This window comes from Burkholderia sp. Tr-862 (genome assembly GCF_011753085.1).
GTDB classification, from domain to species: domain Bacteria; phylum Pseudomonadota; class Gammaproteobacteria; order Burkholderiales; family Burkholderiaceae; genus Burkholderia; species Burkholderia ambifaria.
Genome location: NZ_VWWG01000001.1, coordinates 140,303 through 161,108, shown reverse-complemented (window position 1 = coordinate 161,108; position 20,806 = coordinate 140,303). Strand labels below are relative to the sequence as shown.

Annotated in this window: 21 protein-coding genes; 5 read left to right on the top strand and 16 right to left on the bottom strand. The window is 67.2% G+C overall.

Annotation, left to right across the window (positions count from 1 at the left end):
• Window positions 1-7 precede the first annotated feature (7 nt).
• The 6 genes from F3J14_RS00690 to F3J14_RS00665 all read right to left on the bottom strand — a co-directional run bounded on the left by F3J14_RS00690 (window position 8) and on the right by F3J14_RS00665 (window position 6,081).
• Entirely contained in the window at window positions 8-1,099 is a 1,092-nt protein-coding gene (locus tag F3J14_RS00690; protein ID WP_166721322.1) for a ChuX/HutX family heme-like substrate-binding protein, read from the bottom strand.
• 49 nt (window positions 1,100-1,148) lie between these two features.
• Entirely contained in the window at window positions 1,149-3,422 is a 2,274-nt protein-coding gene (locus F3J14_RS00685) for a TonB-dependent hemoglobin/transferrin/lactoferrin family receptor (RefSeq protein WP_166721321.1), read from the bottom strand.
• A gap of 234 nt (window positions 3,423-3,656) precedes the next feature.
• Window positions 3,657-3,884, bottom strand: coding sequence for a hypothetical protein (locus tag F3J14_RS00680; RefSeq protein WP_006754285.1), 228 nt, complete (start codon window positions 3,882-3,884; stop codon window positions 3,657-3,659).
• A gap of 71 nt (window positions 3,885-3,955) precedes the next feature.
• Window positions 3,956-4,339, bottom strand: a complete 384-nt coding sequence (locus F3J14_RS00675) for a DUF6232 family protein (protein WP_166721320.1) — start codon at window positions 4,337-4,339, stop codon at window positions 3,956-3,958.
• Between the two features lie 112 nt (window positions 4,340-4,451).
• Window positions 4,452-4,712: a DUF2866 domain-containing protein gene (locus F3J14_RS00670; RefSeq protein ID WP_006754283.1), complete on the bottom strand. Its 261-nt coding sequence runs from the start codon at window positions 4,710-4,712 to the stop codon at window positions 4,452-4,454.
• Between the two features lie 208 nt (window positions 4,713-4,920).
• On the bottom strand, window positions 4,921-6,081 hold the full coding sequence (locus F3J14_RS00665) for a porin (RefSeq protein ID WP_166721319.1): 1,161 nt from the start codon (window positions 6,079-6,081) through the stop codon (window positions 4,921-4,923).
• Window positions 6,082-6,388: 307 nt separating this feature from the next.
• Between F3J14_RS00665 and F3J14_RS00660 the strand changes: the two genes are divergently transcribed.
• On the top strand, window positions 6,389-7,195 hold the full coding sequence (locus F3J14_RS00660) for a MetQ/NlpA family lipoprotein (RefSeq protein WP_011659720.1): 807 nt from the start codon (window positions 6,389-6,391) through the stop codon (window positions 7,193-7,195).
• Between the two features lie 148 nt (window positions 7,196-7,343).
• On the opposite strand, the gene F3J14_RS00655 is transcribed toward F3J14_RS00660, so the two are convergent.
• The 4 genes from F3J14_RS00655 to F3J14_RS00640 all read right to left on the bottom strand — a co-directional run bounded on the left by F3J14_RS00655 (window position 7,344) and on the right by F3J14_RS00640 (window position 11,652).
• Window positions 7,344-8,459: a succinylglutamate desuccinylase/aspartoacylase family protein gene (locus F3J14_RS00655; protein WP_006754280.1), complete on the bottom strand. Its 1,116-nt coding sequence runs from the start codon at window positions 8,457-8,459 to the stop codon at window positions 7,344-7,346.
• Window positions 8,460-8,717: 258 nt separating this feature from the next.
• Window positions 8,718-9,500, bottom strand: a complete 783-nt coding sequence (locus F3J14_RS00650) for an ABC transporter substrate-binding protein (RefSeq protein ID WP_138849625.1) — start codon at window positions 9,498-9,500, stop codon at window positions 8,718-8,720.
• Between the two features lie 226 nt (window positions 9,501-9,726).
• Complete coding sequence (locus F3J14_RS00645) at window positions 9,727-10,647, bottom strand: LysR substrate-binding domain-containing protein (RefSeq protein ID WP_166721318.1); 921 nt, start codon at window positions 10,645-10,647, stop codon at window positions 9,727-9,729.
• Between the two features lie 57 nt (window positions 10,648-10,704).
• On the bottom strand, window positions 10,705-11,652 hold the full coding sequence (locus F3J14_RS00640) for a helix-turn-helix domain-containing protein (protein WP_166721317.1): 948 nt from the start codon (window positions 11,650-11,652) through the stop codon (window positions 10,705-10,707).
• Window positions 11,653-11,760: 108 nt separating this feature from the next.
• On the opposite strand from F3J14_RS00640, the gene F3J14_RS00635 reads away from it, so the two are divergent.
• Complete coding sequence (locus F3J14_RS00635) at window positions 11,761-12,069, top strand: DUF3817 domain-containing protein (protein ID WP_166721316.1); 309 nt, start codon at window positions 11,761-11,763, stop codon at window positions 12,067-12,069.
• A complete protein-coding gene (locus F3J14_RS00630) occupies window positions 12,066-12,467 on the top strand; it encodes a CopD family protein (protein WP_166721315.1) in 402 nt (133 codons plus the stop codon). Before F3J14_RS00635 ends, F3J14_RS00630 begins: the two co-directional genes overlap by 4 nt.
• A 10-nt stretch (window positions 12,468-12,477) precedes the next feature.
• Here the strand turns inward: F3J14_RS00630 and F3J14_RS00625 are convergent, their stop codons facing one another.
• Window positions 12,478-13,071, bottom strand: coding sequence for a hypothetical protein (locus tag F3J14_RS00625; RefSeq protein WP_166721327.1), 594 nt, complete (start codon window positions 13,069-13,071; stop codon window positions 12,478-12,480).
• Between the two features lie 119 nt (window positions 13,072-13,190).
• On the opposite strand from F3J14_RS00625, the gene F3J14_RS00620 reads away from it, so the two are divergent.
• Window positions 13,191-14,243 carry an RNA-guided endonuclease TnpB family protein gene (locus F3J14_RS00620; protein WP_166721314.1) on the top strand — a complete coding sequence of 351 codons (1,053 nt, stop codon included), beginning with the start codon at window positions 13,191-13,193 and terminating at the stop codon, window positions 14,241-14,243.
• Between the two features lie 255 nt (window positions 14,244-14,498).
• Here the strand turns inward: F3J14_RS00620 and F3J14_RS00615 are convergent, their stop codons facing one another.
• Both F3J14_RS00615 and F3J14_RS00610 read right to left on the bottom strand, forming a co-directional pair.
• Window positions 14,499-15,887 carry an NCS2 family permease gene (locus F3J14_RS00615; protein ID WP_166721313.1) on the bottom strand — a complete coding sequence of 463 codons (1,389 nt, stop codon included), beginning with the start codon at window positions 15,885-15,887 and terminating at the stop codon, window positions 14,499-14,501.
• A gap of 539 nt (window positions 15,888-16,426) precedes the next feature.
• The gene (locus tag F3J14_RS00610; protein WP_166721312.1) at window positions 16,427-17,104 is read right to left on the bottom strand and encodes a TetR family transcriptional regulator; all 678 of its coding nucleotides are present in this window, start codon (window positions 17,102-17,104) and stop codon (window positions 16,427-16,429) included.
• A gap of 48 nt (window positions 17,105-17,152) precedes the next feature.
• On the opposite strand from F3J14_RS00610, the gene F3J14_RS00605 reads away from it, so the two are divergent.
• Window positions 17,153-17,818 (top strand): O-methyltransferase, encoded by a 666-nt coding sequence (locus F3J14_RS00605; RefSeq protein WP_166721311.1) that lies wholly within the window; start codon window positions 17,153-17,155, stop codon window positions 17,816-17,818.
• 106 nt (window positions 17,819-17,924) lie between these two features.
• Here F3J14_RS00605 and F3J14_RS00600 read toward each other — a convergent pair whose 3' ends face one another.
• From F3J14_RS00600 to F3J14_RS00590, 3 genes are all read right to left on the bottom strand, one after another.
• Window positions 17,925-18,461: a DUF3455 domain-containing protein gene (locus tag F3J14_RS00600; RefSeq protein ID WP_166721310.1), complete on the bottom strand. Its 537-nt coding sequence runs from the start codon at window positions 18,459-18,461 to the stop codon at window positions 17,925-17,927.
• Between the two features lie 169 nt (window positions 18,462-18,630).
• Window positions 18,631-19,635: an aldo/keto reductase gene (locus F3J14_RS00595; RefSeq protein WP_166721309.1), complete on the bottom strand. Its 1,005-nt coding sequence runs from the start codon at window positions 19,633-19,635 to the stop codon at window positions 18,631-18,633.
• Between the two features lie 31 nt (window positions 19,636-19,666).
• On the bottom strand, window positions 19,667-20,782 hold the full coding sequence (locus tag F3J14_RS00590) for an alkene reductase (protein WP_166721308.1): 1,116 nt from the start codon (window positions 20,780-20,782) through the stop codon (window positions 19,667-19,669).
• Window positions 20,783-20,806: the final 24 nt, after the last annotated feature.

The window sequence follows — 20,806 nt, the reverse complement described above, 5'->3', positions numbered from 1 at the left end:
CGCGCGCTCACCGCGCGTCTCCGCGTGCCGCCGACGGCAGCGTCGCGACGAGCGTGCGCCAGTCGTCGCGTTCGACCTTGCCCGGCTTGCGCTCGCCGAACAGCAGCGCGACGTGGTCGCCCTGCCGGTCGAACAGTTCGAGCGACGTGACGATGCCGTCGCTCGTCGGCTTCTTCACGACCCATGCGGCGGCGATCAGGCGCTCGCGCACGTGCAGGTTGAAGCCCGGGTCGAGCACGTTGATCCATGCCCCGACCTCGCGCACGTTCGCGACGGGGCCCGTGTGGATCTGGATCATTCCCGCGTTGCCGACGAACACCATGATCGGCTGACCGCTCAGCGCGGCCCGTTCGAGCACGTGACGCAGCGCGCGCTCCGTTTCGACCGGATACGCGTAGTGCGGATCGGCGAGGCGCAGCGCTTGCATGCGGCTCACACCGAAGCGCTGCGTGATGCCGAAGAACTGATGCGTGTCGGTCATCGCGTCCCACGCGGCGCGAAAACCCGCGACGTCGATCTCGGTGTCGGCGCGCTCGGGCGTTTTCGGCGCGGCGGGCACGACGTCGAGCCCCGGCTCCTGCGTCGCCGCGCGCCAGCGTTCGACGAACGCGTCGTACGCCGCGTGATCGCTGTGCGCGCGCAGGTAGACCTTGTGAATCGCGTGACCTTGCGCGTCGAAGAACTGCAGGCTCTTCAGCGGACCGTGCGCGGTCTGGTCGCGCACCGCGAACGCCGACGCCCAGTGACGGTAGAAGATGCGCAGGTCGATGTCGCCGAGCGCGAGGCCGACCGGGCCGTCGTGGCTCATCTGCGCATATTCGCCATCCTTCTCGTGGACGGCCGTGTCGTTGCGCGTGAGCGCCATCACGCGGCCGAGGCGCGGCATTTCCTCGAACATCGCCGGAAAACGCGCGTCGAGCCGCACCACGTGCTCGCCGACGAACGCGGCGAGCGCCTCGCCTTCGCTGACGCCGAGCGCCTGTGCGACGTCGCGGTTGCGCAGCTGGCGCTCGGTCTTGAGCTTGACGAACGCGTCGCGCAATGCGGCGACCGCGCGGGCCGGCGCGGCCGGCTGACCGGGAAGGGCGGAATGCATCATGTCGGACTCCTTCAAGTAACGGTTGGGCAGGAACGCGCGGTGGCGCGCTTCAGAAATCCACCTTCATGCTGACGGCGACGGTGCGCCCGGACGACGTGTACGCGTCGAGCACCTGCGCATCGGACGCGAGGCCGCGCACGTCCGACCAGTTCCAGTACTTGCGGTCGAACAGGTTGCGAATGCCGATGGTGGCGCTCACGTGCTTGTTGAAGCGGTAGCCGCCGCGCAGGTCGACGACGAACGACGACGGCGGCGCGAAGCACGAGGTTCTGGCCCCCGGGCACGCGCCTGCCGGGATGTCCTTGTCGCGCTTCGCGGCCTGGAACAGCAGGTCGGTCTGCACGAACCAGCGCTCGCCCGGTTCGTAGCGCACACCGAACACGGCCGAGAACGGGGTGACCGTATCGAGCGGCTGACTGGCCGCGCCGTTGTCCTGCGTCGAGCCCTTCGTGAACGCCATCGCCGTCTTCAGCGTGATGCCGTTGGGCATGACCCATTCGGCGCGGCCTTCGAGGCCGTGGATGCGCGCGTCGGCGAAGTTCACGTACTGGAACACGAACGGGTCGGCCGGCCGGCCGCTGCCCGCGATCGTCGTGCGCGAGATGAAGTTGCGGTAGCGGCCGGTGAACGCGGCCGCGCTGTAGCGCACGACGCCGTAGCCGGTGCCGGCCTTGCCGCGCAGGCCCGCTTCGAACGTGTCGCTGGTTTCGGGCTTCAGTTTCGGGTTGCCGATCGATGTGTAGCCGTACACCGGGTTCGAGAAGCTGCTGTTCACCTGGTCGGGTGTCGGTGCGCGGAAGCCGTGCGCGTATTGCGCATACGGAATCAGCGCGGGCGTGATCTCGTAGAGCACCGCGACACGCGGCGACACTTCGTTCGCGCTCGTCGACACGGCCTTGCCGGTGAACAGCGGATCGTTTTCGGTCGGGCTCAGCCGGTACGTGTCGAAGCGCAGGCCCGGCGTGACGAGCAGGCGGCCGTAACCGATCCGGTCCTGCACGAACGCGCCGAACAGCGTGTAGTCGGTGTCGGGAAATGCCTTGTTCGGGAATGCTTCGCCGACGCCCGGCACCGTGCCGTCGCGCAGGTTCGTCACGCGCGACAGGCTGCCGTCGACGCCATACAGCAGCTTGTGCGCGAACGGGCCGGTCGCGAAGCCGCTTTCGGCGAACGCGGAGCCGCCGAACGTGCGCTCCTTGTACTGGTTGTCCCGCGAACGCGAAGGCGTCCCGCCACGCGTCTCGAACGCGTACTGGTCCTGCTTCGCGTCCTGGTAGTAGAACTGCACGTGCGCGGTCTGGAACCAGCGGAACGCATCGTCGCGGAAGTCGTAGTCGACGCTGAAGCGGTTGCGCTCGAGCCGGTCGTTCGTCGTGAGGCCGAGCGTGGTCGGCGGGTTGATCGCGGACAGCACGTCGGTGCTCACGCGCCGCTGCACCGTCTCGGCGGTGAACTTGATCGTGTCGCGCGTGGTGGGCGTCAGCGTCAGCTTGCCGAGCAGCGATTCCGAATAGACGTCCTGCGGGTTCGACGTCGTGCGCAGCGTGCTCGCCGAATTGTTGCTGCCGCGCGTGTCGACTTCGTGGCCGCGCCGGCCGTCGGCGATGATCATCCCCTGCACGCGGTCGTTGCCGCCCGCGGCCGACACCGTCGCGCCGATGCTGCGGTCGGCCGAGTCGTAGCTCGGCCGGAACGAGAAGTAGGTGGGCTTGCCGTAGATCGACAGGAGGTCGCGCGGATCCTTCGTGATGAAGTTCACCGCGCCGGTCAGCCCGTCGCTGCCGTATAGCGCCGATGCCGGCCCGCGCAGGATCTCGATGCGCTTGAGCGTGTCGAGATCCGCGTAGTCGCCTCGCCCGGCTTCGAGCGGCCCGAACGAGAACGCGTTCGGCAGGCGGATGCCGTCTTCCATCAGCAGCACGCGATTGCCTTCGAGGCCGCGGATGTTGATGCTCGAATCGCCGTCGCGGCCGCCGCCGAGCGCGGCGCTGCCGGGGCGATACGCGGTGCGGCGCACCGTGACGCCCGGCTCGTAGCGCAGCGCGTCCTTGATGTTGGTGGCCTGCTGTTCCTCGAGATCGTCGTCGGTGATCACCGACACGGACGCGGCCGTGCGGCTTGCGGCGGTGGCGGTACGGGTGGCCGTGACGGTGACGGGGTCGAGCAGCGCCGCATCGCCGCGCGTGGATGCGGCGACGCGGGCGGCAGGTGGCGGGTTGGCGCCTTGCGGCGACGAATCGGCGGAAGCGGCGTAAGCGGGGGCGGCGGACAGGCCGAACAGCGCGGCACAGATCGGCCGCCGCGCCAGCGGATAGCAATGCACAGGTGGTCTCCCATTGACGATAACGAGCCCGAAGGCTGGCTGGGTGACGCGTTCACCTGGCTGGCCCGTTCGCGCGCGACAGGCGGCGAACGGAGAATTGAACGGAACGAATGATTCTGTCAGTGTAAATGAGAATCATTATCAATACAAGAACGGAAAAACGGCGGATGCGGACACGCGCCGTCGGCGCGGCTCGGGCGAGCCGCGCGGGGATAAATTCGGGAAAGACGGACGCTAGGCCAGCGCTTCGATGCGAATCAGCAGGTTGCGCGCATGCGCAATGAACGCATCGTGCGTCGCGCGATCGCCGTGGCCTTCGAAGCCGGTTTGTTCGGCGAACGCCAACTGTTCGGCGTAGAGGTCGACGAGTGCGCGGCGTGTGTCGGGCGGTAGCGTGCGAATCATCGAGACGAGCAACAACTCTTGCGCGCGCAGCATGCCGGACAGCGATTGGGGGTTCATGCCCACCTCCTCGAACGATGCGGCGGCGTGCCGCTCATTTCATAGTAGGTGGTGGGCGCGCGCAGCGGAAATCAGCCGGCGGCCGTCGCGGCGCGTGCATCGCGCACGATCTGCGCGACGCGCTCGACAAACTCGGCGTCGACGCTCGACAGCGCTTCGCGCTTGCCGTCGGGCATCTCGACCATCAACCGGTACGTGATGTCCTGCGTGGTCCAGGCGAGATAGCCGACGACGGCGAGCATCACGCCGACGACCAGCGCGCCGCTCGATCCGCCAATGCCGCCGGCGATGGCGGCGGCCACGCCGATCAGCGAGATCAGCCACGGCACGAGGCGATTCTTCGGGATCTTGACGACGTCGACGTTGCGGATGTCACGCAGCGGAAAGACTTGCCCGGCGGCCGACAGGCCGTTGCGCGTGATCGTCACGCCGCGTTCGTTGAATGCGTTTTCCATCGTGTGTTGCGTGGACGAAAACGCGCAGCGTAGCAGACTTCGTTGCCGCGTCAAACGAGACCGAGTGCCGCACGATGCGTGCGGGCCGGTTGCGCCGCGGGTTGAGGGGGAATCAGAACTGCAGCCGGCCGTCGCCGTACAGGCGGCCCGGCACGTGCGACGCGACGACCTCGGCGATCTCTTCGTCGGTCGATTCGGCTGGCACGATCTGGCGCCGCGCGGGCGCGTCGAGATGCATCGTCCATTCGACGAGCCGGTACGGGCGGCCCCACGGGCGCTGCATTTCCACCGACACGCGGCAGCTCTGGACCGGTAGCGAATGCTGGCGCGTCAGAAGCGCGTGCAGATGGCTGTAAACGGTATCTTCGATCATCTTGGCCTCCGATCCTGTCTTGTGGGCAGTTGATGGCGGTGCCGTAGCGGTTCTCAAAAAAAAAGCCGCCGATGCTCAGGCGGCCAACAGGGGGGGTGGAAGCATCCTCTCAGCCCAGAATTAAGCGAAACTTAAAAGCCCATAAAAAAGCGCCCCGCTTGGAGCGGGGCGCTTCTTGCCGTCGTGATCCGCGAGTTAAGCGGATGCTTTAGAACTTGTGACGGATACCGACGCGAGCGGCCAGCTGGTTCGACGAACCCGTGCCCGACGTGTTGAAGTAGCTCGTGCTCGAGCCGATCTGCGCTTGCACGTTGTTGCCCGACGCCTTCTGGTAGACGACCAGGCCGTACACGTCCGTACGCTTGCTGAGCGCGTAGTCCAGGCCCAGGTTGCCCTGGTTCCAGTGTGCCGAGCCGCCGTTTTGCGTGGCGTTCGTGTACGTGTAGCCCGCTGCTGCCGACAGGGCCGGCGTGAACGCATACTTCAGGCCAGCTTCGTATGCGTTGTAGAACGTGCCCGATGCGCCGGCTGCGACCGGGGTGAACTGCGTGCGCGTCCACAGGGCCCATGCCGTTGCCGGGCCGAAGATGTAGCGGCCGCCGACGCCGTACGTGCGCAGGTCGCGGATGTTACCCGTGCTGATGTTCGCGATCGTCGTCGAGAATGCCGGCGACGACTGGCTCGGGAAGCGGATGTCCGTGTAAGCCGCGCCGAGTGCGAACGGGCCGTTCGCGTAGTTCACGCCGAAGCTGTATGCACGCGACGAGCCGGCCGTCGTCGTGGTGCCCGTCGTCGTCGCCGGTGCGCCGGCGAAGTCGGTCGAGTTCGAGAAGCCGTACAACGCGCCGAACGTGAAGCCGGCGTAGTTCGCGCTCTGGAACTTCACTGCGTTGTTGATGCGGCTCGACGTGAGCTGGTCGACGTCGTTCACGTGGTACGCGTAGTTGCCCGCGACCGTGTTGCCGCCCGTCGAGTAGTTCGAACCGAGGATGTCGGTCGAGAACGAGTACTGACGGCCGAGCGTCACCGTGCCGAATTGCGACTGGCTCAGGCCAACGTAAGCCTGGCGGCCGAAGATCGCGCCACCCTGGCCGATCGTGCCGTTACCGCTGTTGAAGCCGTTTTCGAGCACGAAGATCGCCTTCAGGCCGCCACCGAGGTCTTCGGTGCCGCGCAGGCCCCAACGGCTGCCCTGGGCCACGCCGTCGTCATACTTGAACAGCTTGCCGCTGCCACCGTTTGCGGTCTTGCTGTGGTTCACATAGCTGATACCGGCGTCGATCACGCCGTACAGGGTCACGCTGCTTTGCGCGTGTGCCGTGCCGGCCGTTGCTGCGAGGATGGCGATGGTCAACAGTTTCTTGTTCAAAGGATTCTCCGAGCGAATGAATGGCGTGTCCAGTTGCGGTTCCGGCGCTCTCTGCGGGCGCTTTCACGGACCGGCGGCAACTTTATCGGCGGGCCACGTAATGAATATGACAGCGACTGTCATATGACCAATGTGTGGTGCCGATGCGACACTGGATTCTGCCCGGTTGTACAGCAGGGAGTTATACCGATTCCGCCTGAGATTCCATCGGGATCCGGAATATGCACATGAAATAAGCTTGGTTGGTGCTGTTCCGGCCCCGTGCCACGATGCGCGCTTCAACAACCACACGGGACAAGAGGACACCATGCGACGTTCGATCCTGACCGGCCTCGGCGCGCTTGCCGCGGCGCTGGCCTTTGCCGCGCCCGGCGCGCACGCCGATCCGCAGACGCTGAAGATCGGCACGATGAGCGGCCCCGACGCGCAGATCTGGACCGAGGTGACGAAAGTCGCCGCACGCGAAGGCCTTGCGATCAAGGTCATCGAATTCAACGATTACGTGCAGCCGAACGCGGCGCTCGACGCGGGCGATCTCGACGCGAACGGCTTCCAGCACCAGCCGTTTCTCGACAGCCAGATCAAGCAGCGCGGCTACCGGATCGTCAATGTCGGGCTGACCTACACGGCGCCGATGGGCTTCTATTCGAAGAAGCTCAAGTCGCTGAAGGATTTGCCGGCCGGCGCGAAGGTCGGGATCCAGAACGATCCGTCGAACGGCAACCGCGCGCTGCTGCTGCTGCAGAAATACGGGGTGATCAAGCTGAAGGCGGGCGCCGGCACGAACGGCGTGAACGCGACGCCGCTCGACGTCGCGGAGAATCCGAAGAAGATCAGGATCGTCGAGCTCGACGCCGCGCAACTGCCGCGCGCGCTGCCCGACCTCGACGCCGCGTCGATCAACACCGACTACGCGGTGAAGGCCGGGCTCACGCCGGCGAAGGATGCGATCGCGATCGAGGATCTGCGCGGGCCGTACGCGAACCTGATCGCGGTGCGCGCGCAGGACAAGGACAAGCCGTGGGTGAAGAAGCTCGTCGCGGCCTATGAGTCGGACGACGTGCGCAAGTTCATCGACCAGAAGTTCGGCGGCGCGATCGTGCCGGCCTTCTGAACGCCGACGCGAGCAAGCCGCCGCCCTGCCGCTGCGCCGGGCATCCCGCCAGGCCTCCCGCCGGGCCGAAAAGCACATCGCCCGCGCAAGCGGGCGATGTCGTTGGCGCGCGCTGTGAGGCAGCGCGCGGGCTCGCGGCCCAGGCCGTTCAGGCCGACAGCAGCGAGCCGGTGCGGATCGGCGTTGCGCCGGCGATGCGCGCGACTTCCATTCCGGCCGTCGCGAAGCGCACGATCTGGCGCGCGTACAGCACGCCCGACACGCTGCTCTTCAGCGTGATCACGCGATCGGTGAGCGGATCGACGATGTCGGCCACTTCCTGGCCGGCCTCGATCCACGCGCCGACCGGCGTGCGGAACACGATCACGCCCGACACCGGTGCCACGAGCGGATCGGTGCCCGCGAGCGGCGTGGCCGGATGCGAGAGCGGCGGCAGCGGCGCGGGCGTGCCGTCGATGACGCCGCGTTCCGTCAGGTATTCGACGATCCCCTGCGCGTCCTTCTCGGCGAACTCGTACGATACGTCGCGCTCGCTGCGCAGTTCGACAGTGACGGAAATCGCGCCGTTCGGGATCGGGAAACGATCGCCGAAACGGTTGCGCAGATCCGACCAGCAGAAGCTGTGGATCTCGTCGAACGGATTGCCGACCGAATTCAGCGCGAGCAGCGACGCCTGCGCATCCAGATAGCGCGCCAGCGGCTCGACGTCTTCCCACAGATCGGGGTTCGTGTAGAGGTGCAGCACCGCGTCGCTGTCGCAATGCAGGTCGAGCACGATGTCGGCGTCGAACGACAGCTTCTGCAGCGCGAGGCGCTGCGAGTCCAGCTCGGTGCGCGGCTTCTGCTCGTCGAGCGCCTCGCGCATCGCGGCGCGTACCGCGGCGAGGTTGCGCTGCGCGTCGTTCGTCAGGCGGCCTTCGATGCGCGGCAGCACGAGCGCCGCGAGATCGTAGAAATTGCGGTTGAAGTTCTGCATCGAGCCGAGCTCGAAGCGGCCGAGGTGATCGCCGAACACGTGCTGCGACAGGCCGATCGGGTTCGGCACCGGGACGATGACCACTTCGCCGCGCAGCTTGCCGGCCGTCTCGAGCGCGGCAATCTTGCGGCGCAGCAGCGCGGCGACCAGCATGCCGGGCAGTTCGTCCGCGTGCAGCGACGACTGGATGTAGACCTTCTTGCCGCCGCGCGGGCCGTAGTGGAAGCTCGTGATCTGGCGCTCGGTGCCGACGGCGGGGGAAATCAGCGGATGGGTCTGCGTTTGCATGATGAGGGGAGGGCGGCGCAGCCGCGAGTGATCCGTATGCGTGGAAGATCGATTGTACGTTGCCTTCCGCGAACCTATCAAACCACGCGCCCGGCGCGTCGTTTCCCTTTGCGAATCAGCGGGTTGGCGCGTAAAAAATAACGGTCCGGCGGCCCTGCGCGCACGCGTTGTCCGCAGCGTTTGGTCGCACGCGCGCAAAAAAAACGGGCTCCTTGCGGAGCCCGTCTGCGCGGATGAGAAGCGCGCTTTTACGCGGTATTACTTGCCGTACACGTCGAAATCGAAGTACTTCTTCGCGATCTTCTGGTACGTGCCGTCCTTGCGCATGCCGGTGATCGCGCTGTCGATCTTCGCCTTCAGGTCGGTGTCTTCCTTGCGCAGGCCGATGCCCGCGCCGTTGCCGAGCGTCTTCGGATCGTCGATGTCCTTGCCGGCGAAATCGAAGTTCGCGCCGCGCGGCGTCTTCAGGAAGCCGATCTCGGCCTGCACCGCATCCTGCAGCGCGCCGTCCAGACGGCCCGCGATCAGGTCGGCGTAGACCTGGTCCTGGTTCTGGTAAGGCACGACCTTCACGCCCTTCGCGGCCCAGTACGTCTTCGCATAGGTTTCCTGGATCGTGCCCTGCTCGACACCGACCGACTTGCCCTTCAGCGATTCGGCGGTCGGCATCAGGCCCGAGCCCTTCTTCGCGACGAGGCGCGTCGGCGTGTTGAACAGCTTCTCGGAGAACGCGATCTGTTCCTGGCGCGCCGGCGTCATCGACATCGACGACAGGACGCCGTCGAACTTGCGTGCCTTCAGTGCCGGGATCATCCCGTCGAAGTCGTTTTCGATCCACACGCACTTCGCGTTCATGCGGCGGCAGATCTCGTTGCCGAGATCGACGTCGAAACCGACCACCTTGCCGCTCGCGTCTTTCGATTCGAAAGGCGGGTAGCTTGCGTCGACGCCGAAGCGCACGGTCGTCCAGTCCTTCGCGTACGCGGTGCCGGCCGAAACGGCGAGCACGGCCACGGTCACAGCCGCAAGAATCTTTTTCACTCGGTCACTCCTCGTTTTGTTCGATGGGTGCGCGGTTGTGCCGCGCCGTAAGCCTTCGGTCCGGCGCGGTTTCGCATCGGACTGTCCGTTTCGCCTGCCCGATGCGGGCGCGCGACGTGCGCAAGATTATCAAGACAAAATACCCGGAGGGCGCCTAGGACAAGCCCCGATACCGGACCCGACGCCCGCGCATGCGGCGCGCGACCGTTTCAGACCTAGGAACGGTTCAACCGAGCGTTTCGTTGACCGCGCGCTGCAGGCAACTGACGAATTCCGAGACGGCGGGCGTCGGCAGCAGGTCGCGGCGGGCGATGATCGACAGGTCGAAGCGCGGCATGCTTTCGTCGAGTTCGGCCGTGCGGATGCCGAGCGGCGCCACCATCGCGGCCAGCGGGCGTGTGAAACAGCCGATCACGTCGGAGCGCGCGACGAGCCCGAGCGTCACCGCGAACGACATCGGCGAGCGCAGCAGGCGCTTGGGCAGCGGCAGCCCGCGCGCGTCGAACATCGCGCTCATCACGCTGTGCGGGAACTGCTCGGCGCCGACCGTGACGATCCACTCGGCGTCGAGCAATTCCTCTAACCGGCGCGCCCGCGCGAGCGGGTGGCCTTCGCGCATCACGACGGTGAATTCGGTCGACAGCAGCGGCACCTGCGTGAAATCGCGGTCGAGCGCGGGCACATGGTGCATTGCAGCGATATCGAGCGTGCCGTTGCGCAGCTGCGCGAGCGCGTCGGGCACCGTCACTTCCTCGAGATGCAGGCTGACGTTCGGCATCGAGCGGCGGAAGGCGGTGACCGCGTGCGGCAGCGCGGTCAGCGCGATCGACGGCATCGTGCCGACCGCGACGCGCCCGGACATTTCCCCTTTCACCTGCTCGACGGCCTCGACGGTGCGGCGCATGTCGCCGAGCAATTGCTCGGCGCGCGGCAGCAGCGCATGGCCGCACGCGGTCAGCTCGACGCCGCGCACGCTGCGCACGAGCAGTTCCGCGTTCAGCGCCGTTTCGAGTTCGCGGATCGTATGCGTGATCGCGGGCTGCGTGACGCCGAGTTCGCGCGCGGCGGCGCGCAGGCTCTTGTGATGCGCGGCGGAGACGAACGCGTGGAGCTGCGCGATGTTCAGGTGGTTTCGGATGCGGGTCATCGATCGGGTCCGGTTGGCGCGAAAGGGGGCGGCGTCAGGTCGCGCTCCTGATGAACGTCACGCGCCGGCGCGCGCGCGGAACGCCTGCCGATAGCGCTGCGGCGACGTGCCGACGATGCGGGCGAACCGCTCGCGAAACGCGGTGACCGAACCGAACCCGGCTTCCGTCGCCACATGCTCGATCGACAGCTCCGTCATCTCCAACAACTGCTGCGCATGCCTGACGCGTGCGGTCTGCAGCCATTGCCGCGGCGACGTGCCCGTGTGCGCCTGAAAGCGCCGCGTCAGCGTGCGCACGCTCGTCGATGCCTGGCGAGCCATCGCGTCGAGCGTCAGCGGCTTGCGCAGGTTCGCCTGCAGCCAGTCCATCAGGCCCTGCAGCCCGTCGCTGCCGGCCGGCCATTCGGGCGCGATGAACTGCGCCTGCCCGCCTTCGCGCACGCGCGGCGCCACCGCGCAGCGCGCGGCATCGACGGCGACCGCCGCGCCGTAGTCGGCCTGGATCATGTGCAGGCACAGATCGAGGCCGGCCGCGGCGCCTGCCGACGTCAGGATCTGCCCGTTGTCGACGAAGAGCACGTTCGGGTCGACCTCGACGCTCGGGTAGCGGCGCGCGAGTTCGGCGGCCGCGAGCCAGTGCGTCGTCGCGCGCAGGCCGTCGAGCAGCCCGGCTTCCGCGAGCACGAACGCGCCGCTGCAGATCGACGCGATCCGGCAACCGCGCGCGGCGGCCGCGCGCAGTGCCGCGATCGCGCGGCGCGACGTGGGCGCGAGCGGCACGGACGTGCCGGGGACGACGATCGTGTCGGCATCGGCAAGCGCGTCGAGACGAAACGGCGGGCGCAGTTCGAACAGATCGCCCGCGACGCGCGGATGCTCGCTGCACACGCGCACGCGGTATGCATGCGCGACGTCGGGCGAGCGCACGCGCGCGAACGTGTCGCACGCCACGCCCAGATCGAACGGGACGACATCGGGCAAAGCGAGAACGGCGAGCGTATGCATGGCGTTCGCGGCCCGTGGCCAGAATCCGTTGAAAGATGTCATTCTAGCCAATGGCTCGAACCCGCGCCACGCGCGACAATCGCGGCGGACCAACCTGGAGGCCTGTCGATGAAACAAGACGATCGCAACGCGTTGCGCAACCTGCAATACCTGTCGTTGCTGGAAGCGACCACGCTCGTCGTGCTGGTGTGCGTGGCCGTGCCGCTCAAGCATCTGGCCGGGTATCAGGCCGCGGTATCGGTCATGGGCCCGGTTCACGGCATCGCGTTCGCGATGTACGTGTGGGCGGTCGTCGGCACCGCGTCGAGCGGGCTGTGGAGCAAGGGCGAGGTCGCGCGGCTCGTGCTGTCGGCCGTCGTGCCGTTTGCGGGGCTGGCGAGCGCCGGATGGATCGCGCGCAGGAGGCATGCGCAATGATCTACCTGGTGCTGAAGGCCGTGCATGTCGCCGCCGTCGTCACGTTCGTCGGCGGGCTGCTGATGCTGTCCGTCGGCGTTCGTATCGCCAACCTGGCCGTGCATCGTGCGGTGCGGCGCTGGGATCGGACGGTGACGGCGCCCGCGCTCGCGCTCGTCTGGATCACGGGGATCGCGATCGCGCTGAACGGTCACTGGTTCGGCGCCGCATGGCTGTCGGTGAAACTGATCGTCGTCACCGCGCTGTCGGCGCTGCACGGGATTCTGGCCGGCACGCTGCGGCGCATGGAGCGCGACGATCTCGTCGTCGTGCCCGCGCCATGGCTCGGGCAGGCGGCGGGCGCGGTCGTGGTCGCCGCGGGGATCGTCGTCGGGCTGGTCGTGATCAAGCCGTTCTGACGCGTCGGGTCTACGCCAGCGCCGTCTCGACCGCCGCCAGCGTGCGCCGGCGGATCCAGCCGCTCCCCAGCCGGATCGCGAGCCAGTACGGCAGGAACAGCAGCCGCGTGCGCGTGCTCGGACAATGCACGAAGGTTTCGGTGCGCAGCAGGCGCATGCCGGAGCGCAGTCCGATCACCTCGAAGCGCAGCACCAGCTTGGCGTCGTGCGGACCGTCGTGCCGCACGAAGGCCGCGGCGTCTGCGATCGTCCGCACGTCGGGGGTCGGGTGCCAGAAGCGCCCGACGAGGCCGAGCGACAGCGACGTGTCGTCGCGATGCAGCAGCGTGAAGGTGTCGAAGCCGAAGCGCTCGCGCGCGGCTTGGGGCTGGCGATTGCGCAGCGTGCGGGCGAGGGCCGCCGGGGTTTCGCGCACGGTGAGCAGCGCGTCGATCACCGGATCGGCACGCATGTCGAGCGTGGCCACGGCGTCGATGATGCGCGACGGCGGCGCGTCGATCGGCCGCGATTCATGAACCTCGACGAAGCCGAACGACGGGATGAACGGCGGCTTGTGCGTCGCGGTCCGCGTGTCTGATTCGGAGACGATGCCGAACGGATTCATCAGAATTTGCTCCGAGAAACCCCGCCATTTCCCCCAAGGGGACTTCCTTCGGGGCGGATGGCGGGAAGGAAAGGCGTGCGGTTGACAGGCAGCTTCTTCCACGGGTTAGGATCACCTGCATGATTCTTGTCTACCGCTACCGGGTGAAGTCGCTCAACGGACTGCTCAACAAGCAGAGCCGTGCGGTGAACTACGTCTGGAACTTCTGCAATGACACGCAGAAGCACGCGCTCAAGTGGAGCAAGAAGTGGCCGACGGGATTCGATCTGAACGTGCTGACGACGGGGAGCAGCAAGGCGCTCGGCATCCACTCCGGCACGATCAACGCGACGTGCGAGCAATATGCGAAGTCGCGCAGTCAGCACCGTCGGCCCTACCTGCGCTATCGCGGCAGGAAATCGCTGGGCTGGGTGCCGCTGAAGGGGCGTGACCTGAAGCGCGAGGGTGACGCGTTCCGTTTCGCCGGCAACACGTTTCGCGTGTTCAACAGCCGGGCGCTTCCCGAAGGCAAGATCAAGGATGGGACCAACTTTGCGCAGGATGCACGTGGCAACTGGTTTCTCAACATCGTGATCGAGATGCCCGATGTGCAGGCCCGCCCGGTCCGTTCCGGTGTTGGCATCGATCTCGGCCTGAAAGACTTCGCCACACTTTCGACGGGCGAGAAGCTGCCCAATGACCGATTCGGCCGACGCGCGGCGGAGAAACTGGCGAAAGCGCAACGGGCGCGCAAGCACAAGCGGCATATCGCGAAGTTGCACGCCAAGGTCGCGAATGCCCGAGCCGATTTCCAGCACAAGCTCGCGCTCGCTCTGGTGCGGCGCTTCGATTACATCGCGATTGGCAACGTGTCGGCCGCGAAGCTCGCCAGAACCAGGATGGCGAAGAGTGTCTACGACGCATCCTGGTCGTCCTTTCGGGACAAGCTCCGTTACAAGGCGATGGCGCACGGGGCCACGTTCGAGGAAGTCGACGAAAGCGGTTCTACCCAGTCCTGTTCGGCGTGCGGGTCGAAAGACAGCACGACGCGGCCGAAAGGTATCGCGGGACTGCGAATAAGAGAATGGGCCTGCAGTGACTGTGGTGTCGAGCATGATCGTGATATCAACGCTGGGCTGAACATTCTCCGATGCGGACGTGCATCGCCAGGTGTGGGAATCACCTGCCTTTAGGCGGGTGAGGACGTCAAGACGGTTCCGGAGGACAAAGCGCGATCGTAGCACCGCGTGCGGATTCGTGAAGGGACACGACGCACGCCGCCCCGTGCCGGCTGGCCGGCGCGGCGGAACCCCGTGGCGCACCCGCAAAAAAAGCCCGGAAACTTGCGCTTCCAGGCCGGGAGACCATCAACGACGACGGTGGGAGGAGACGGTGTCGTCCCGCTGCGCGCCGCCCTTTTCGCAAGCGACGTCGCGCATGAGCCGCGCTCAGATCGCCCAGCCGCCGAGATAGAACGTGACGAGCACGGCCGCGATCAACACGGTGCCGACGTTGAGCTTGCGGAATTCGCCGCTGGCGATGCGGCCGATCACGAGCGTCGAGAAGCCGAGCATGATGCCCGTCACGATGTTCGCGGTCAGCACGATGAACACCGCGCATACGAGGCCCGACATCGCGTCGACCATGTCGTCCATGTGCAGCTTGCTCACGCTGCCGAGCATCAGCAGGCCGACGTACATCAGCGCGGGTGCGGTGGCGTATGACGGCACGAGGCCCGCGAGCGGGGAGAAGAACATCACGACCAGGAACAGCAGGCCGACCACCGCGGCCGCGAGGCCCGTCTTCGCGCCGGCGGCCACGCCCACGCTCGACTCGATGTAGGCCGCGGCCGGCGCACCGCCGAGGAAGCCCGAGAAGATCGAGCTGAGCGAATCCGCGGTCAGCGCGCGGCCGCCGTTGATGATGCGGCCGTTCTCGTCGAGCTGGCCTGCCTGGCCGGCGACCGCGCGGATCGTGCCGGTCGCGTCGAACACGGCGGTCATCACCAGCGCCAGCACGCTCGGCAGCACGGCCATCGACAGCGCGCCCTTGATGTCCATCGCGCCGATCAGCGATGAATGGCCGGGCGCGCTCAGCGACGGCAGCGCGAAGATGCCGCGGTATTTTACGGCCGGGTCGAATACGAGGCCGATCAGCGAGATCGCGACCACGACGAGCAGGATGCCGCCCGGCACGCGGCGTTTCTCGAGCCCGAAGATCGCGGCGAGGCCGACGACCGACATGATGACCGGGAACGCGGTGATCTGGCCGAGCGAGACCGGCAGGCCGGCGCCCGGGTTCTTGATCACGAGGCCGACGTCGTTCGACGCGATCAGCAGCAGGAACAGGCCGATGCCGATCCCGGTGCCATGCGCGACGCCCGCGGGCAGGTTGCGCAGGATCCACGAGCGCACGCCGGTGACCGAGATGCCCGTGAACACGAGGCCCATCAGGAACACGGCGCCGAGCGCGACGGTGGGGGGCAGGCCCTTGCCGAGCACGAGACCGAACGCGGTGAACGCCGTCAGCGAAATCGCGCAGCCGATCGCGATCGGCAGCTTCGCCCACAGGCCCATCAGCAGCGAACCGAAGGCGGTGGTGAGACAGACCGCGACGAATACCGCGCTGGTGTCGAAGCCGGCCTTGCCAAACATCCCGGGCACGACAAACACGGAATAGACCATCGCGAGGAAGGTGGTCAGGCCCGCGACGATTTCGCGACGCTGCGTGCTGCCGCGCGACGAAATGTCGAAGTACCGGTCGATGACTCCCTTGGTGCCGAAGTCCGTTTCTTCCGCACCGACGCCGACCGTCGGCTGCACCGGGGTATCACTCATGAGCTTGCTCCTTTATCAGCATGCTGAAACGGCCTGTAGCGGGCCGTCGTCAGGGTGTCTCGTATCTGGTTGAAATTGTCGGCAACGTCGTGGGGACGCATGACGCGTGAGCCGTGTCGTCGTACGCGCTTCGAAGCGAGCGCGAGTGTGTCGCGTCGTACGACGCGTGGTGTGGTCGACCCCGTCACGTGTGCTTTGCCGTAGCGAAGGTTAGGCGAACGGCCCATCACGTCCCATTGGGGGAAGAGCATGCAGCGCATGTCGCAACGCTTATATCGGCGTGCAACGGGGCTTCGTCGTCGCGGAACGCGTGTATACGCCTAGTTCGAATCCGTTAAGGCGATTATTTGAATGCGGGGGCGGCGGGCCGGGCGGGGGCGGGCGATGCATCGAGGCTTACGAGTGTCTTTCATCGAGGCTGCGCCGGTACGTGAAAACGGCCGCGAGTGACGCGCCGCGCCGCCGCGCGCAATCTGCGTCCGGATGAGACCGGGGCTGGACAGGTGCTGCGCTCGCGCCCGTCGCCGCATCAATTCACATCAAACGCGCGCGAGATATGCGAGGTACGAGCAGAACATGTCGGCCATCGCGGTCGCGTACGCATGGATTTCATCCGGCGTGCGTTCGGTTTCCGAAAACGCCTTGCCGCCCGACGTGAGCGTGGTCGTGATCAGCTCGCACGCGAGCGCACGCGCGGCGTCCGGCACATCGGGCAGTGCCTCCCGCATGAACGCGCTGAAGATCCGGTTGCCGGCCGCCTTTGCCTCCTGCGCCTCGGGCGCGTCGCGATAGAGCGGTGCGGCGTCGTCGAGCGCGATGCGCATCCGCGCCTCGTCGCATTCCGAGCGGATGAACGCATGGACGGCCGTGCGCAGCCGCTCGGGCGGCGTCTTTTGCGGATCTTCCAGCATCCGTCGCAGCATCTCGGAGGTCTGCCGCCATTCGTCGTGCTGGAGTCGGAACAGCACGGCCGCCTTGTTCGGGAAGTACTGATACAGCGAGCCGACACTCACGCCGGCGCGCTCGGCCACGCGCGCCATCGTGAAGCGCTGCGCGCCTTCGGTCGCCAAAACCTGAATAGCGGCCTGCAGCACGTCGTCGACGAGATGGGCCGAGCGAGCCTGCTTAGGCTGCTTGCGCGAGGCGATCGGGGCGTTGCGGCGGTCGGTCATGACGGGTCTGCCAATGCGAATAGTAAAACCTGAATGATTCGTCATATTCTAGTCGGGCGTACTGACGCACTCAACCTGACACCGGAGATTCGCATGACCACCCTGATTCACGACCCGTTGGCGTCGCTGCTCGCGCGCCTGTTCGACGAAGCCGACGCGTCGTCGCCCGCATCGAACCCGGATTTCGCCGACGTGTCGCACGACGAGCAAATGCGGCTGATGCGCAGCAAGACCGATTACGCCGACTTCTATGCACGCCTGAAGGACTATCCGCTCGCGGTGTCGCGCGAGACGGGCACGCTGCTGTACATGCTCGCGCGCGGCTGCGGTGCACGTTCGATCGTCGAGTTCGGCACGTCGTTCGGCATCTCGACGCTGCACCTCGCGGCCGCGCTGCGCGACAACGGCGGCGGCCGGGTGATCACGAGCGAATTCGAAGCGTCGAAGGTCGTGCGGGCGCGCGCCAATCTGGCGGCGGCCGGGCTGGCCGATCTGGTGGAGATTCGGGAGGGCGATGCGTTGCGCACGCTCGCCAGCGATCTGCCGGATACGGTCGATTTGCTGCTGCTCGACGGCGCGAAGGCGTTGTATCCGGAGATTCTCGAACGGGTCGAGCCGCGGCTGCGGGCCGGCGCGTTCGTCGTCGCGGACAATGCCGAATACAGCCCCGACTACCTCGCCTACGTGCGTGCGCCGCGGAACGGCTATCTGTCGGTGCCGTTCGGCGGCGATGTCGAACTGTCGATGCGGATTCGCTGAGGCCGAGTCATCGCGTGGCAGCCGGAGCGATATCGTAAAAATGCAGGATAACTGATCAAGTTGATGTGGCGGCGGTGCCCTGGGTTCGGGCAGCCGCCGTCGTGCGTTACTTCAGGAACACGTAGCGAGCGAAATATGGAAAGCGGCCGACCGCATGCTCGGTCGAACACGCGGGCTCCGGCGGCGTGCCGCCCGCGGTGTCGAGCCGTTGCACGAAGCGCACGCCGGCGAGCGTGCCGGTCGTGGCCATCGTGCCCGTTGCGGCCGGCGTCGCGGCGAGCAGCAATTGAGGAACGCTACCGGCGCGCGCGCTCGGCGCTTCCGCGAGCTTCTTGCCGGTAATGCGGCTGCCATCGAGCGCTTCCCACGACGGCCCCGCGCCGTGCCGCACCACGAGCGTGCCGCCGGCATCGAACAGCATCGCTTCCGGGCGCTGGAATGCCCACGCGAGCCGGCGTTCGGCATCGTATTCGCATGCATAGATCTGCACGCCGGTCGCGGTCGTCGACAGCACGGGTGTCGCGGGGCCGGGCGGTGCGAGGCCGGCTGCATCGTCGGCGTAGGCCGGCGCGGCGCAGGCCGCGAATGAAAGACCGGCCGCGAAGGCCAGCAACATGTCGCGTGTCGGGGAGGGGCTTGGCATGGCGGCGCGTCCTTTCAGGTCGGGTGACGATCGTGCGGAGTCGAACCCGTAAACGCTAGACGCCGATTGCGCAGGCTGCAAATCGGAAATGGCAATCGCGACGATAACCGCCGCGATTGCCGGCGCGCGAACGCCACGGCTGCGCGCCGCAGCGGCCGCGTCCGCCGCTTCAATCCGCGCCGGCCGGCGTCGGTGCGTGCTCGGCGATCAGGCGCTCGGCCTTCAGCGCCGCCCACAGTGCCGCCGGGATCGGCGCCGCCGCGAGACGCAGGTTCTCGTCGATGCGCTCGGGCCGGCTCGCGCCGGGGATCGCGGCCGCGACGGCCGGATGCGCGAGCGAGAACTGCAAGGCCACCGCGCGAACGTCGACACCGAACCGTTCACAGAGCCCGCGGATGCGCGCGACGCGCTCGAGCATCGCCTGCGTGGCCGGCTGGTACTCGAAATGCGTGCCGCCCGCCAGCACGCCCGAGTTGTACGGGCCGCCGACGATGATCCCGAGCCCGCGCGCGGCGCTTTCCGGCATCAGCCGTTCGAGCGCGCCCGCGTGATCGAGCAGCGTATAGCGCCCGGCGAGCAGGAAGCCGTCCGGATCCGAACGCTCGAGTGCGAGTTCGCACGGCTCGACGCGGTTCACGCCGAGCCCCCAGCCCTTGATGACCTTCTCGTCGCGCAGCCGCGTGAGCGCCTTCGCCGCGCCCGACATCGCGACGTCGAACACGTCGCGCCATGCGTCGCCGTGAAAATCGACGGCCGGGTCGTGAATCCACACGGTGTCGAGCCGGTCGGTGCGCAGCCGTGCGAGGCTGGCTTCGATCGATCGCAGCGTGCCGTCCGCGGTGTAGTCGTAGACGATCCGGTTCGGCAGGCCGTGACGGAACAGCCCGCCTTTTTCGCCGAGATCGCGTTGCGACGCGTTCTCGTGTTCGTCGAGGACGAGCCGGCCGACCTTGGTGCCGAGCGAATATTCGTCGCGCGGACGTCCGGCGAGCGCTTCACCGAGACGCAGCTCGGCGAGGCCGGCGCCATACAGCGGTGCGGCGTCGAAGTAGCGGATGCCGCCACGCCACGCGGCATCGACGGTGGCCAGCGCTTCGTCGTGCGGGATGTCCCGGTACATGTTGCCCAGCGGCGCGGTGCCGAAACCCAGGCGGGAAGGGAGCGTGATTCTCATGAGCAGTCTCGGAGTCGTTGCGGCCACCCGCTCAGGCCGCGGCCTGCGCGAGCGTCGGATAGTCGGTCAGGCCTTTCGCACCGCCGCCGAACAGCGTGTTGCGATCGTGCGGCGCGAGCGCGGCGCCGGTGCGCACGCGCTCGGGCAGGTCGGGGTTCGCGACGAACGGGCGGCCGAATGCGATCAGGTCGGCCCAGCCGGCGGCGATCGCTTCGCGGGCGCGTTCGGCCGTGTATGCGCCGGCGTAGATCAGCACGCCCGGGAACACGGCGCGCAATTGCCGCTTGAATTCGACCGGCATCAGCGGCGCGTCGTCCCAGTCAGCTTCCGCGATGTGCAGGTAGCCGATGCCGAGTTCGCCGAGCAGCTTCGCGGCGGCGAGGTAGGTCGTTTCCGGATCGTCGTCGACGCAGCCGTTGAGCGTGGTCAGCGGGGCGAGGCGGATGCCGACGCGCGACGCGTCGCCGGTGCCTTCGATCAGCGCCTGCGCGACTTCGCGCAGGAAGCGCAGCCGGTTTTCCAGCGAGCCGCCGTAGGCGTCGGTGCGCGTGTTCGCGTTCGAATCGATGAACTGGTTCACGAGATAGCCGTTCGCGCCGTGCAGCTCGACGCCGTCGAAGCCGGCCTCGATCGCGTGGCGGGCGGCGGCGCGGTATTGATCGACGATCTCGCGGATCTCGTCGACGGACAGCGCGCGCGGCTCGGACGCCTGCACGAAGCCCGGCGTGCTGCCGTCCTCGCCGGCGATGAACACGTTCACGCCTTTCGCCTGGATCGGCGACGACGACACCGGTTGCGCGCCGCCGAGCAGGCTCGTATGGCTGAGCCGGCCGACGTGCCAGAGCTGCGCGAAGATGCGGCCGTGCGCGGCGTGCACGGCGTCCGTCACCCGGCGCCAGCCGGCGACCTGCGACGGCGTGTGGATGCCGGGCGTCCACGCGTAGCCCTTGCCGAGCGGCGCGATGTAGGTGCCTTCGCTGACGATCAGGCCGGCGCTCGCGCGCTGCGCGTAATACGCGGCCATCAGTTCGTTGGCTTCGTCGCCGGGCTGGCTGGCGCGCGAACGCGTCATCGGCGGCATCACGATACGGTTCGGCAGCGTCAGCGCGCCGAATCGCAGCGGTTGAAAAAGCGGGTCGTGGGTCATGGTGAGGTCCTGTCGGTGCCGCGG

Coding starts and splice junctions, on each gene's coding strand:
- F3J14_RS00625 (WP_166721327.1), bottom strand. CDS start 13,071: ATGAATCCGTTCGGCATCGTCTCCGAATCAGACACGCGGACCGCGACG.
- F3J14_RS00635 (WP_166721316.1), top strand. CDS start 11,761: ATGAAACAAGACGATCGCAACGCGTTGCGCAACCTGCAATACCTGTCG.
- F3J14_RS00610 (WP_166721312.1), bottom strand. CDS start 17,104: ATGACGAATCATTCAGGTTTTACTATTCGCATTGGCAGACCCGTCATG.
- F3J14_RS00615 (WP_166721313.1), bottom strand. CDS start 15,887: ATGAGTGATACCCCGGTGCAGCCGACGGTCGGCGTCGGTGCGGAAGAA.
- F3J14_RS00630 (WP_166721315.1), top strand. CDS start 12,066: ATGATCTACCTGGTGCTGAAGGCCGTGCATGTCGCCGCCGTCGTCACG.
- F3J14_RS00675 (WP_166721320.1), bottom strand. CDS start 4,339: ATGGAAAACGCATTCAACGAACGCGGCGTGACGATCACGCGCAACGGC.
- F3J14_RS00605 (WP_166721311.1), top strand. CDS start 17,153: ATGACCACCCTGATTCACGACCCGTTGGCGTCGCTGCTCGCGCGCCTG.
- F3J14_RS00655 (WP_006754280.1), bottom strand. CDS start 8,459: ATGCAAACGCAGACCCATCCGCTGATTTCCCCCGCCGTCGGCACCGAG.
- F3J14_RS00620 (WP_166721314.1), top strand. CDS start 13,191: ATGATTCTTGTCTACCGCTACCGGGTGAAGTCGCTCAACGGACTGCTC.
- F3J14_RS00600 (WP_166721310.1), bottom strand. CDS start 18,461: ATGCCAAGCCCCTCCCCGACACGCGACATGTTGCTGGCCTTCGCGGCC.
- F3J14_RS00660 (WP_011659720.1), top strand. CDS start 6,389: ATGCGACGTTCGATCCTGACCGGCCTCGGCGCGCTTGCCGCGGCGCTG.
- F3J14_RS00680 (WP_006754285.1), bottom strand. CDS start 3,884: ATGAACCCCCAATCGCTGTCCGGCATGCTGCGCGCGCAAGAGTTGTTG.
- F3J14_RS00590 (WP_166721308.1), bottom strand. CDS start 20,782: ATGACCCACGACCCGCTTTTTCAACCGCTGCGATTCGGCGCGCTGACG.
- F3J14_RS00645 (WP_166721318.1), bottom strand. CDS start 10,647: ATGACCCGCATCCGAAACCACCTGAACATCGCGCAGCTCCACGCGTTC.
- F3J14_RS00690 (WP_166721322.1), bottom strand. CDS start 1,099: ATGATGCATTCCGCCCTTCCCGGTCAGCCGGCCGCGCCGGCCCGCGCG.
- F3J14_RS00670 (WP_006754283.1), bottom strand. CDS start 4,712: ATGATCGAAGATACCGTTTACAGCCATCTGCACGCGCTTCTGACGCGC.
- F3J14_RS00595 (WP_166721309.1), bottom strand. CDS start 19,635: ATGAGAATCACGCTCCCTTCCCGCCTGGGTTTCGGCACCGCGCCGCTG.
- F3J14_RS00640 (WP_166721317.1), bottom strand. CDS start 11,652: ATGCATACGCTCGCCGTTCTCGCTTTGCCCGATGTCGTCCCGTTCGAT.